This is a genomic window from Anaerosoma tenue (assembly GCF_023161965.1).
Classification (GTDB): domain Bacteria; phylum Actinomycetota; class Coriobacteriia; order Anaerosomatales; family Anaerosomataceae; genus Anaerosoma; species Anaerosoma tenue.
Map to the genome: position 1 here is coordinate 968,693 of NZ_JALNTY010000001.1, position 12,708 is coordinate 981,400.

At 66.8% G+C, this 12,708-nt stretch carries 10 protein-coding genes; 2 read left to right on the forward strand and 8 right to left on the reverse strand.

What is annotated here, in order from left to right:
- Positions 1-166: 166 nt before the first annotated feature.
- From MSB02_RS04765 to MSB02_RS04780, 4 genes are read right to left on the reverse strand one after another with little or no spacing between them, the layout of a single operon-like run.
- Entirely contained in the window at positions 167-547 is a 381-nt protein-coding gene (locus MSB02_RS04765) for a hypothetical protein (RefSeq protein WP_267194057.1), read from the reverse strand.
- A 2-nt stretch (positions 548-549) separates the two neighbouring features.
- A complete protein-coding gene (locus MSB02_RS04770) occupies positions 550-2,625 on the reverse strand; it encodes an aldehyde ferredoxin oxidoreductase N-terminal domain-containing protein (RefSeq protein WP_267194058.1) in 2,076 nt (691 codons plus the stop codon).
- A gap of 53 nt (positions 2,626-2,678) precedes the next feature.
- The gene (locus MSB02_RS04775) at positions 2,679-3,422 is read right to left on the reverse strand and encodes a 4Fe-4S dicluster domain-containing protein (protein WP_267194059.1); all 744 of its coding nucleotides are present in this window, start codon (positions 3,420-3,422) and stop codon (positions 2,679-2,681) included.
- On the reverse strand, positions 3,422-4,345 hold the full coding sequence (locus MSB02_RS04780; RefSeq protein ID WP_267194060.1) for a cytochrome b/b6 domain-containing protein: 924 nt from the start codon (positions 4,343-4,345) through the stop codon (positions 3,422-3,424). Before MSB02_RS04780 ends, MSB02_RS04775 begins: the two co-directional genes overlap by 1 nt.
- Positions 4,346-4,729: 384 nt before the next feature.
- Here MSB02_RS04780 and MSB02_RS04785 point away from each other — a divergent pair, with 384 nt between their 5' ends.
- A complete protein-coding gene (locus MSB02_RS04785; RefSeq protein WP_267194061.1) occupies positions 4,730-6,007 on the forward strand; it encodes a Fic family protein in 1,278 nt (425 codons plus the stop codon).
- Positions 6,008-6,016: 9 nt separating this feature from the next.
- Here the strand turns inward: MSB02_RS04785 and MSB02_RS04790 are convergent, their stop codons facing one another.
- The 4 genes from MSB02_RS04790 to MSB02_RS04805 all read right to left on the reverse strand — a co-directional run bounded on the left by MSB02_RS04790 (position 6,017) and on the right by MSB02_RS04805 (position 11,398).
- Positions 6,017-7,177 (reverse strand): MalY/PatB family protein, encoded by a 1,161-nt coding sequence (locus MSB02_RS04790; RefSeq protein WP_267194062.1) that lies wholly within the window; start codon positions 7,175-7,177, stop codon positions 6,017-6,019.
- Between the two features lie 4 nt (positions 7,178-7,181).
- Positions 7,182-8,180 carry a poly(ADP-ribose) glycohydrolase gene (locus MSB02_RS04795; protein ID WP_267194063.1) on the reverse strand — a complete coding sequence of 333 codons (999 nt, stop codon included), beginning with the start codon at positions 8,178-8,180 and terminating at the stop codon, positions 7,182-7,184.
- A 114-nt stretch (positions 8,181-8,294) separates the two neighbouring features.
- On the reverse strand, positions 8,295-10,541 hold the full coding sequence (locus tag MSB02_RS04800) for an immune inhibitor A domain-containing protein (RefSeq protein ID WP_267194064.1): 2,247 nt from the start codon (positions 10,539-10,541) through the stop codon (positions 8,295-8,297).
- A gap of 308 nt (positions 10,542-10,849) precedes the next feature.
- The gene (locus tag MSB02_RS04805) at positions 10,850-11,398 is read right to left on the reverse strand and encodes a thermonuclease family protein (RefSeq protein ID WP_267194065.1); all 549 of its coding nucleotides are present in this window, start codon (positions 11,396-11,398) and stop codon (positions 10,850-10,852) included.
- 60 nt (positions 11,399-11,458) lie between these two features.
- Between MSB02_RS04805 and MSB02_RS04810 the strand changes: the two genes are divergently transcribed.
- Positions 11,459-12,700, forward strand: a complete 1,242-nt coding sequence (locus tag MSB02_RS04810) for a PQQ-dependent sugar dehydrogenase (protein ID WP_267194066.1) — start codon at positions 11,459-11,461, stop codon at positions 12,698-12,700.
- The last annotated feature ends 8 nt before the right edge of the window (positions 12,701-12,708 follow it).

Genomic DNA, 12,708 nt, shown 5'->3' on the forward strand with positions numbered 1-12,708 from the left:
AGGTAAGGGGGGTGTGGAAGACCCGCCGCTCATTGGACGCCGTGAGCCGGCATAGCATCACGGGTCAGGACGGGATCTCATGCACTCGGGGGCACACGCTGCGTGATACCTGGATGTGTGGTGGATGGGCGGCCAACACCAGGCGGCCCATCCACCATTGAAGCCCCTACTCGAGCTCCGCTCCCGCCGCATCGGCTGTGCCGTCCGCCTCCGCAAGCACCACCGTGGCCTCCTCGAACCTGGCAGCCATCGCCACACGCGCGGGACCGGCCACTTTGAAGGCCGGTACACCCTCGCACGCTTCGTGGATAGCCGCCGCAAGGCCTGGGTCGCCAAGGTTGCCGGAGACCCAGTCGGCCAGCGCGTCAACGGAGAACACGGGCTCGAGCACCTGCGATACCTTGAGGAACTCCTCGGCCGAACAGACCGGCACCTGCTCGAATCCGCCGTGCTTGCCGATCACACTCACGGTGAGCCGCTTGTCGTACGGCTGCCGTGCAACGAGCCGCTCGGCGGCCTCGGGCGTCATCGCAGCCAGTTCCGCCATCGCTAGCCTCCCAGCTTCCCGGCCGACTCGAGCGTGTCGGCGACCTCCGGGAGTCCGACCTCTTCGAGAGTCTCCCGCGTGGGCCAGCCTGAGGCCAGATCCCAGCCTTCGAGCGTGTAGAAGCGGTCCTTCCACTGCTCGAAGCCGTCGATGTCGAGCGCGCGGCCGAGCGCGTTGATGTACGTCCACTCCCCGTCCACCTTGCCGGCGAGCGGGTAGAACGGGCCTACGAGGCTCGTCTCGAGCGGGACCTGGTACATGTACGGCGCAAGCTTCACGATGTCGCGGTGGCGACCCTGCAAGGCCCAGATGGCGTTGTCGAGGTTCCATATCCTGCGGCCGAGTTCGATACCCTCGGCATAGGTCATGTCGTCACCGGTCACCGCGTTCCAGAAGAGCGGCTCACCATCGCCGGTCATACCCACATCGTCGGCGGCGGCGAAGTTGGCCAGGTCGGGCCAGCGGAAGTCGCAGTACAGCGCGCTCTGCTTCCAGAAGCGTGTGTAGTGCCGCTGCCACGAGACCAGCTTGGCCATCGACTCCGAGTAGATGTTGCCGGTGCTGAAGTCCACCATGTCCATGTCGCCCTCGTAGGGGACCATCTTGGCGGTGACGATCTCGGCATATCGCTCGGCGGAGATCGGCACGTCGAGCCCGGCGCCCATGTGGTTGATCACGGCCCAGAAGTGCGCGTTCAGACCATGCTCGTTCATATCGCGCTCGCCCATGATCGAGCCGTAGCCCCACTCCACCTCCGTGCGCGGATCATACCCATGGTTGGCGTAGCCCCAGTACGGGAAGTCGAGGATGCCCGTCTGCCAGTCTTCTTCCAGCCGGCCCCACTTCTCAGCTGCGCGCACGAACCCTTCGGCTATGTCCTCGCCGATGTCCTCGCGCATCGCGACCTTGGTGATGAAGTCCACCGCGAATGAGGTCTCGCCGATGGTAGAGAAGTCGAGTTTCGTGTCGATCTCGAGACCGGGGCCGAGGATTCCCATCTGGTTGAGCGCGTACAGGTAGCTGAGACCCCGGGCGAGTTCGTAGGAGTTGATGCCATACCGCTGCACGAGATCGGTGGCGATCACCGACGCGTCGGTGTGCGCGCCGTGCTTGAGCGCATCGAACGTGGTGTACACGCCGGTCTCCTGGCACGACGACTCGTTGGCCAGCCCGTCGCTCCAGCGCGGACGGCACCCGGCGATGCAGCCCTGGCACGCTTGCGGGCCCATCGTCACCTCGGTCTTGCGCTTGAAGAACAGCGTGGGTGACGGAGCCCTGCCGAGCGACGGTCCGTTTGGCGGGGCCGGCTGGCCCGTCTCGGCACCGAACTCGTCCTTGGCAAGCATGCGGGCGTTGAACAGGGCGATCGGATCGGCGATCTCCACCGAACCGGTCCCCACCACGCTGATCGCCTTGAGATTCTTCGAGCCGAAGACCGCGCCGAAACCGCCCTGGCCAGCGCCGTTGCCAGCGTCGTGGATGAGGCAACCGAGGCTTGAGAGGTTCTCGCCAGCGGGACCGATCGTGACGACCGCCGACTTCTGCGTGGTGCGGCCCGCATCGCGCGCGGCACCCACGTTGTCCCAGCCGTGGGCCTCGTCGTCCTTCTGCCCCCAGATGAGCTTCTGCGTCTCCTGAGTGTCCTTGCCCCACAGGTCAGCCGCATCGCGGAACTCCACGGAGTCGTTCACGATGTCGATCCACACGGGAGCCTCGGACTTGCCGGTGATCACGATGCCGTCCCAGCCCGCGTACTTGAGCTGCCCGCCGAACCGCCCGCCGAAGTTGGAGCGGGTGAACCAGCGGATGGGATACCCCGCCGCGCCGATGCCCTGGACCTCCACACGTCCCGAAGCCGACGGGACCATCGTCCCGGAGAGTGGCGACGTCATCATGGTGACCACGTTCTTCGGGTCGTCCCACGCGACGTTCTTGTCTTCCACGAGATCCCAGAAGATCGCGGACCCCATGCCGTGACCGCCGCCCCACTGCTTGTACTGCCCGGTGTCGATCACCGAGTGCTCTCGAGCGGTGAGATCCAGCATGAGGATCTTGCCGCTGTAACCGTCCTTCGCCATTGCATTACCTCCCGGTAGTCACTGCGTCATGCAGCGCGTGTTCGCGTGGTCGTCTAGTGCGAGGCCGTGGCGGCCGCGGGGTTCTCCGTGCCGGCGTCGTCGATCGGGTAGCCGATCTTCGCCCACCCGGCGTCGCGCAGATTCACCACGTAGCCCTCGTCCGACTGCAGCGGAATCTCCTTCGTGAAGCTGATGGCGCCCGTGGGGCATACCTGCTCGCACGCACGCTTGCCGTCGGGTCCGCCCTGCTCGTCCCAGTAGGGGGTGTCCTTGCACAGGTCGCACTTCTGCGCGTGCTTGTCCTCGGTGTTCCAGATCACTCGGCTCGTATCCATCGGGCATGCGTTCACGCACTCCTGGCAGCCGATGCACTTGGCCACGTCCACCGTGCGCACGCCTGTCTCGGTATCCACGTGCATCGCCCCGGTGGGGCACGCCTCCACGCACGCCGGGTAGGGGCACTGGCGGCACTGGATGATCGCCTTGTCGTTGGGGAACGACTCGAACGGGTCCTGCACCACCTGGATGCGGCTGAGCGACAGGCTCTGCACGCCGTGATGCGTGAGCGAGCACGCCATCATGCAGGTGCTGCAACCCTGGCACTTCATGGGATCCACCAGCAGGTAGCCGTCCGAGGCCGGTATGGCGATCACCTCGTCGGGCAGGAGGAAGCCCTTCACCACGAGGCCGCCGAGGACCAGGCCGAAGCCCGCCCCGCCGACGCCGGTGATGAACTCGCGGCGTGAGACGCCCGTGCTCTCGGCGGCAACGCCGGTCGTCGTGTCCTTGTCCACCATCAGTCGTTTCCTTTCGCTCTCGTCGGCCCTGGGTGCGCCGGTGTGTCGTGAGATGCCTGGTGCCCTCCCGCTGCGACCACCGCGACGGATGGCTCGTCGCCGAGGGAGGCCAGCCAGCCGGCGTGTTCGTGGCGTGCGTACTCCAACGGCACGTAGCCGGTGAACATCGAGCGCAGCACCGGCCAGCTCATCGGGAGGATCGCGGCGAAGAACACGTGCGCGAGGAAGAACGCCAGCATCGCGATCGTGGCGATGTCGTGCGCCGGCGTTGCGACGGCCATGAGCCAGCCCGGTACATCGACCGCGTGAGCCGCGACCTTGAGGAACCCGGTGACGATGATGACCGCCGTGGATACGAGCGCGAGGAGGTACGCCATCTTCTCGCTCTCGAAGTACTTGCGCTCGGGTGGGAACGCGAGCTTCTTGAACCCGAGCAGCAGGCCATAGTGGCGGCGCGTGAAATCGACCGCGTCGCGCGTGGGCAGGTGCTCGCGGAAACGATGCGTCGCGAGCAGCGTGTTGGCCCCGTAGTAGAAGGTGCCGAACAGGAACACCAGCACCGCGACGAAGTGGATGTTCATCGCCGCCCGCACCGGCGCCCCGCTTCCAAGCAGCGTGGGTACGAACAGGAAGCCCAGAGCGATGCCGCTTGCCAGCAGCGCCGCCGTCCCCACGCCATGGGTCCAGTGCTCGACGATCGCCGCGCCATCGTGCCTGAGCACGCGGTCGCCTTCGATCACCGGGTCCCTGCGTCTCGTGAGCCCGGCGGCCAGCACACCCGCGAACGGTGCCAGCCACACGAGCCATGTCGCCGAGTCGAACAGGAGTCCTGCCCCCTCGGCCGATGCCGAACGCACCGCGTAGGCGATGCCGACGATGAACGCCAGCACTGCGAGTGCTCCGGCGATGGCACGTCGTGCCATACGCACACCCCTTCCCTTGTTCCATTGACGGACTGGCCGGATCCGTGAAGCCACCCCAGCAAAGCAGGGTCTGAACTACTAGTCAAGGTCATACTAGTATTTAAAAGGCCCCCCACCCCGATTCCGGGCCTGGAAACGGCAATCTGCAGCTACCGTTGTCTTCACCAAGGTGTACAGATTCTAGGTTCAAACAGCAGAATCCAACCTTCAAACCCAGCGCTCGCTTCCATGGCAGGAACCTTTTCCCCTAGAATGTCGATTATGGTAGTTGGCGAGTACACCAGCGCACCTCATGCCGCAGAGCGCGCGTCGAGGAATAGCCAGCGTGATACGCTGCGACCATCGTCTCAGGGGACACTGATCGAGAAGGGGCTCCAGCGCTCGATGACTGAGGACATCGACAGAGATATCGCGATGCGGGTCATCGAGGCTTTCGAGTCGGGACGCCTCGACTACCTGTTCGCGGAGACGAACATCCAGTACTTCGACCGTGCCGACTTCGAGGGCATGCGGTTTGGCACCGGACTACCACGCGACTCGATCTGGCGGCTCCTCGCCTCGGTGCGCAGGGCAACCGGTCTCGTGGTCTTCGAGAGCGCCTGGGGCGACGCTCAGGTACGTGTCTCACTCACGGCACAGCTCCTCAAGGCACTCTCTGAGATCGACACCTGGCCGCGACGCAGTCTGTTCGGCCGCAGTGGACTCCCCGCAGACGAGGAGGGGATCGTCAGGGATCGGCTGCTTGTTGAGGAGGCCACCCTGATCGGGCTGTTCAAGACCGGCGCCGATCCCACTGCCAGCGCAGCGTTGGAGGAGGTGCGCTCATCGGTGATCGCTTCGGTCTATGACGGGATACCGCCCGCCGACGAGGCATCATCGATCGCCACACGCTTCTACGAGATCTCGCGCGAATTGCCACACCTGCTCAACGACCCGCCAACACCGGATGACATCCGCGGCATCCATGCACGACTCCGAGGCGACGCGCCTGACGCCGGCCGCTTCCGAACCGCAGCGGGCGACCCGGACGGCCTTCGTTCCGCACCCGGTGTTGCGCCCGAGCGGATCGAGCGTGAGATGGATATGCTGTGCGCGTATGCCGGCAGCACAGACGTTCCATTCATCCACCCGCTCATCAAGAGCATCGCTATCGCCTGGTGGATCCGATACGTGCAGCCGTTCGACGAGTACAACTACCTGGTAGGCCGCCTCGTGTCTCTCGGCTGGATCGTGCATCAGGGCTACACGCTGCTGGGCATCGCTGACCCACACTACCGCTTCAAGTCGGCAACGGTCGCTTCGGGCGACCAGACCGCGAAGTTCATCCGCCATCTTGAGGTCATCAGAGACGCGGCGAGTCTCGGTGAGGAGCGCCTCGAGGAGCGTGTCGAACGCTATGCGATCGTGATGGGTCGTTTCGGTCATCTCGACATCAACCACAGGCAGGCGTTCATCCTCGACCGTGCCACGCAGCGCCCGGACACCGAGTTCACGATCAAGCATCATGCGCGCACGCGACAGCTGTCCTACGAAACGGCGCGCCAGGACCTCCTGCGCTTGGTGGAGATGGGATACCTGGAGCAGAGCAAGCGCGGCCGCGCCTTCGTGTTCACGCTCGCCCACAGCATGGTGGACCAGCTCGGCCGGGACGCACGGGGCTGACGCCAGACTCTACCCGAGCGCGCGCACGATCCGGTCGAGCGCCTCATCGAGCACGGCGCGCGTGGTGGCGAAGTTGAGGCGCGCGAACCCGTGGCCATGCACGCCGAAGTCGGGCCCTGACCCGAGCGCGACCTTCGCGTGCTCCACGAGCCACGCAGCGGGATCGTCACCCAGGCCGTGGTCGCGCAGGTCGAGCCACGCGAGGTAGGTGGCCTCGGGGGGTGTCATCCGCACACGCGGCAACTCCGCCCCCACTCGCGCCCGAACGTGGTCGCGCTGCGAGGCGAGATAGCGCACCGTCTCCTCGACCCACGGCCCGCCCTCGGTCCAGCCCGTGTACGAAGCCACAGCGCCCGGCGTGCTCACCGCCCCGAGCATATGGCCCGGCAACTCGGCGATGCTCGCTTCGATCTCCTCCGCGCCGATGTGCGCCACCGCGCACCTGAGGCCCGCCACGCTGAAGGTCTTGCTTGCTGCCGAGGCGGTGACGGTACGCGCTGCCGCCCCGTCTGAGAGCGATGCGAACGGGACGTGCTCATTCCCGTCGAAGATGATGTCGGCCCAGATCTCGTCGCTGATCACCAGAAGGTCGTGCTGGAGCGCCACCTCCGCGATCGCCTCGAGCTCTCCCCGGCTGAAGACGCGGCCGGTAGGGTTGTGCGGATTGCAGAGCAGCACCGCGCGTACAGGCGTCCCGGCGCGTTCCGCCTCCGCTATCGCCGCCTCGAGCCGGCCGGACTCCAGGCGCCACGTGTCCTGATCGAGCGGACAGTCCACCGCCACCCTGCCGATGCTCTCCACACAGCGGAAGAACGGCGGATAGACAGGGGTGAAGAGCAGAACACCGTCGCCTGGCCTGGTGCCGAACCACAGCGCAAGATCCACCGCCTGCAAGACGTCGCTGAACACGCGCACGCGCTCCACGTCGGGCCGCCAGCCGTGACGTGCCGCCTGCCACTCGGCCCAGGCATCCGGAAGCGCGGCGGGTGCGCTGAAGTTGTAGCCGAGGTCGCCCCGCCTCACCAGGTCCGTGAGCGCTTCTGCGATCACCGGCGCGGTCCCGATGTCCATGTCGGCCACCCAGCACGGCAGCACGTCATCGGGATAGCGGTTCCACTTGATGCCGGTGAGGCTTCGGAGCCGCGCGAGGTCACTGGCGAGGTCTGTCACTGCGCTACGTCCCCTCGCTCCGGCCCCACTCGAACGCCATGGCGTCGATGCGGTCGATCAGGTCGCCGGCCGAAGGGCTCTCGCTCGACGACAGTTCCTCGGTGATGATCCGCATGGCCTCAACGAGCGGCGCATCCTCGGCGTTGGCGGTGTGGAAGACCAGGCACGTGACCTCGGCCATGCCTGCGGCGAGCAGCTGGAGCAGCGACATGAGCACACGATTGCCGCCGAACGCGCCGCAACCCCAATAGCCGGTGTGGATCGCAACGGGGGCGCCAGGCGCCAGGCGCTCCGACTCGGCCACCGCGGCGGCGAATCCCGTGTACGCCGTCACCAGGATGCGCTCGATCATCGAGCGCTCGTACCTTCCGTTGCGGTAGGTGGGCGCGGCCATCGCGATGATGTTGGTGATCGTGGGCGGGTCGATCCGCTTGGTGGCGCGCTCAACGGCCTCGGGAGAGGCCACGGCGAACTCGTTGCCGTAGAGTCCGCGCGGGCGGCCCTTCTTGGCGTTCATGTTCGTCTTGACCTTCACGCGACGCTCCACACCGGTCACCAGCACGGGGGTGGGGCCGTCGGCGGTCTCCGTCACGGCCCTGTGTCCGTCGGCACGCAGCGCTTCCACGAGCGCGCCCAGCGCCGGATGCTCGGCACACTGCATCTCGTCCTGCGCGAAGAGACCGGAACCGTACGCGAAGAACAGCATCTGGTCGGCGAAGTTCACGTGCCATTCCACCACGCCCGGGAGGTCTTCCACCGGCTCGTAGTCCATGATGCCGCAGCGGCTCTCGAGCGCCTCAAGCCCGACAGCGGGCTTCACGTGCTCCGGCAGCGGGAACGCAGGCCACTGCGTGTAGCCGATCTCGCCCGAGCACTCGCGTCCTTTGCCGCACGCGATCTCGAACACCACGCGCTTGTTGGGGTGATGGATGAGCGGAGGATGCTCGGCCATGAGGGTGGCGACATCGAACGTCATGCGCTCGAGGGGCTCGGGAAGCGGCATCTCAGGCGTCCTCTCCTTCGTGCGTCAACGCGGGCCGATGTGACTGCATACTAGCACGCGTGGGACCCCGGATATCCGGGGTCCCACACCGCGAGCGGCCACCTGCTCATCCGCTCACTCGAGCGGCGCCTCAGGCAGCGGCGCCTGCACGCGTACGGCCATGTACGAGCCGTTCTTGCGCGTGGAGGTCGTGTCGAGCACCTCGATCCGAGTGCCGGAGTGCGGGTGGTCCACGCTGTTGAGCGGGATCGCCTCGTCGTAGTAGTCGAGCGCGTCATCGAAAACGGGGTTCGCCCTGAGGCTCGGGATCCTGTACTCCCTGCTGTAGTAGTGGAGCGTGAGCGCATCGGTGTCCTCAAGACCGAACGTCGCGTCGTAGGTCTGTACCCGGTTGCGCCACGCGTTCTTGCCGTCGCGCATGATCGCGTCCGGATGGGCGTCCACCGGCAGCGCGATGCCCTGCCCGGGGTGGTTCGCCGTATCGTTGTTCGGCTGGGACGTGTCGCAGTACCACACCAGCAGCCCGTCCTGATACGCGAACTTCTCGTTCCAGTCGGGCTCCGCATCCCTGCCGTACAGCCACCCGAAGTTGTAGCAGTTGGCCAACGCCACGTCGTAGCCCCAGTACTGCCGGTACTCGGCCAGGTAGTAGTGCCAGTACCAGCCGCTCTCGTAGCCGGTGGTCGTCTTGAAGCCGTCGAACTCCCATCCGGCTTCGGTTTCAGCGCCATCGAGCGGCAGGCCGGCGACCACGATGTCATCCACCATGAAGCCCACCTCGGCCACACCACCGTCGGTCACGTACTGGAACCCGAGTTCCACGTCCTGCCCCGCATATGCCGAGAGGTCGACCGTGAGCGGCACCCACTCGTCACTGAACCCGTCGATGCCGTTCTCATCGACGGTCGAGTTCGAGAGGCTCGTGGGCACGGTCTGCCACGGACCGCCATCCACCGAGACGATCGCCGCCGCGTAGTCATACCCCTCCTCGATGCCGTACCGGACCATCGCGCTCAGACCGGCGCCGGTGGCCGGCAGGCTCACCGGCTTGGTCATGCTGTTGCGCAGGTTGTCGCCCTGGCCGCTGTAGTAGAACGCCTCGCCGGCGTACGGGTCCCCGATGTCCCAGTCCTTGAACTTCTTGCCGAGGTCCACAAGCAGCGCCTGCGGCTGCGTGGAGTTGTACTCGGCGGGCCCGAGCGTGAGCTCCGTGACCTCGCCGGGCGTGGCCACCTCATACGCGAGCCAGCCGAGCTGCAGCTTGATCCACGCGTCCTCGTGGCACGGCGCCGACCCCAGGTCGTAGTCGTTGTCCGAAAGCCACGAGCCGCTCGACATCAGCGTCCAGAAGCCGGTGCCGTTCTCGCCATAGTAGTCGTAGAGGTCCGGGGCGCCGAGGTCATGCGTGAACTCGTGCGTGAACACGCCCACGCCGCCGTTCTCGGGCTGGATCGTGTAGTCGCCGATCCAGTAGCTGCTCTCGCCCACGCGGATGCCGCCGAGCAGGTACTCGGCCGACGGACCCGTGGTCCCGATGTCCTCGTAGCAGGCGTACCAGCTGTGGCTCCAGATCGCCTCGTCACCCAGCGCGCCGCCGCCCTCCTCTTCGCCCTGTCCCGCATGAAGCGACTGGTAGTGGTCGATGTAGCCGTCGGGCTCGTCGAAGACCCCGTCGCCGTCCCAATCGTAGCGATCGTACACGTCGAACTGCGCGAGGTACGCGTCGATCTCGGCTAGCGTCTTGCCGGCAGCGAGCTCGGACTGGTACCAGCTGTCGAGGCTGTCCTCGAGGAACAGCCACACGTTCTCGGAGGTGTCGTTCTTCGCATCGCCGTCGTCGTAGACCTCGTGCGTCTCCGGCACCATCACCCAGTCGACGCAGTCGCCGTCCACTGTGTAGCGCCCGCTCGACTGCTCGAGGAAGTACTCGGCCATCGAGTTCACGTCGACGCCGCGCGCATACAGCATCTCGTCGTAGTACGCCTCACTGAAGTCGTCCATCCACAGCGTGGAGTTGTCCACGGAGCGGTCCGGCTCCTCGATGCTGTTGTGCGGGTAGTCGGGGAACTCCCCGGGGACCGTCCACACCATGCCGGCGCCCTCGAGCTCGAGGTCCACGAACTTGCCCGGAGCTGCCTCGTACACCGGTCCCGGCGCGTGGCCCGACACCCGGGCCTCCAACGCCACGGTCCGCAATGCCGCCGCCTTCTGGCCGAGCGGGTGCGGACGCTTGTCCTGCCTCATCTGTCCGGCACGCGTGCCGACCTCGTCGCGCGGCACCGCGCCCATGGCGGCCGCTGCCGAAAGCAGCAACGCGAACGCCGCCACGATCGCCACAAGCCTCGTCGTTCTCCTCGTCATCGCTCTCTCCTTGCCCCTCGATCGTCACCATCCGTGAGCCGGGTGCAGCGTTCACGGCGAACGTGGTGGAGAGGGGCCGGCACGCCGGCGCGCGCGAAGGAGGCGGGAGCGTGCGGAACCGTGGAGACCGTGAGCCTCCACCGGCGCGGTGCCGCGGGAACGCGCTGACCCGATGCGCAGGGAACGCATCACTCCGTACCCCCATGCCCCTGGAGTGCCCCCTGTGCGTCCGTTCCCCCGCAGACGTACTGATTACACTACTTCCCCATCGCGGCCGTACACTCACGCCGTTCGTCAGGTCTTGCGCGCTATCTGTCGGCCCAGAGGCCCCGTTCGACGGCGCGAGCCTCGGCCTGCAGGTCCTTGAGCACGCCCGTGTACTTGACGTTGGGCGGGTACGTGTACGCGTTGGCGTACCCATCGAGGACGATGCGCGCGTTCAGCATCGTTGTCCGAACCTCGGCGGCGTCGCCGGCCTGCGGCCGCTCAAGCCAGACGTACGCGAGCAGGCGACCGTACCGGTCGCGACGTTCGGCGTCTGTCTCCAGCCACACGGTCGCGCCCAGCGGGATCGCATCGGCCGTGTACGCCGCGGCCTCGCGACCGTAGGGCTCGGCCCGCTCGCCCACCTCAGGGGTATCGATGCCGATGAACCGCACCTTCTCCTCGGCTCCGCCCTCCAGGCGGAAGTGCGCGGTATCGCCGTCGGTGTGGCGGATCACCACCGCTCTGGTGACATCCGGCGCGCCGGGGAGCGGGTCGGCCGTGCCGCTGCCGGTGGCATAGCACCCTGCGAGCATGGCGAACATGACGGGGACGGCTGCGGCGAGGAGTGTGCGACGGATGGCGGTAGGCATGCAGCGATTGTAGCGCAGCGGGTATACGTAACCATCGGCCCAGACACCCGAGGAGGAGCCATGCGCGGATCGCGGATCACGATAGGCGTACTGGTGGCGCTCGCCGTGGCGCTCGCGGCGCTGGGCGCCGGCTGCGAAGCCGAGGTCACGGAGCCCGTGGCCGAGGAGACGACCACGCCGCCGCCCTCCACGCCCGAGGAGCCGCCTTCGGCGGAGCCCCTCCCGCTCGACGAGATCGAGATCGCGCTCGAGCCGGTGCTCGACGGCTTCTCGCAGCCCCTGTACGTGACAGGCGCGGGCGACGGGTCGGGTCGCCTCTTCGTGGCCGAGAAAACCGGCCTCATCTGGACGGTGGAGAACGGCGAGCGGACGGAGGTCTACCTCGACCTCACCGGCGTGGTGAGCACCGAGAGCGAACAGGGGCTTCTCGGCATGGCGTTCCCTCCCGGCTTCAAAGACGGTGAGGACCAGGTGTGGGTGAGCTACACGCGGGCCGACGGCAGCAGCGTGGTCTCGAGCTTCGCGAGCGACGGCGTGCTCGACCCGGCATCCGAGCAGGTGTGGCTCACTGTGGAACAGCCGTATGCCAACCACAACGGCGGCATGATCGAGTTCGGGCCCGACGGGTACCTCTACGTGGGCCTCGGCGACGGCGGCAGCGGCGGCGACCCGCACGGCAACGGACAGAACACGCTCACACTGCTCGGCTCGATGCTGCGCATCGACGTGAAAGCCGACACGGACGACCCCCGGCCGCCCTACACCGTGCCCGCCGACAACCCGCTCGTGGGACAGCCCGACGTGCGTCCCGAGATTTGGGCGTCCGGTCTGCGCAATCCCTGGCGGTTCAGCTTCGATCGGGTCACCGGCGACATGTGGATCGGTGATGTGGGGCAGAACGCGTGGGAGGAGATCGACTTCCAGCCCGCGTCGTCCGGCGGCGGCGAGAACTACGGATGGAAGGTGTTCGAGGGCACCCACCCCTATCCGCACGATGCCGAGCCGCCCGCCCCGGAAGGCTTCACGATGCCCGTGGTGGAGTACGATCGCGACGCCGGCACCTCGGTCACGGGTGGCTACGTGTACCGCGGCGAGAGCCAGCCGGCGCTCCGGGGGACCTACCTGTACGGCGACTTCTCGGTGGGGCGCATCTGGGGGCTGCAGCAGGAGGTCGACGGCAGCGTGCGGACGCGGCTGCTTCTGGACACGGACATGATGATCTCGAGCTTCGGCGAGGACGATGACGGGGAGATCTACGTCGTGGACTTCAACGGCGCGATCCACCACGTCGTCGCTCAGTGAGCGAACCG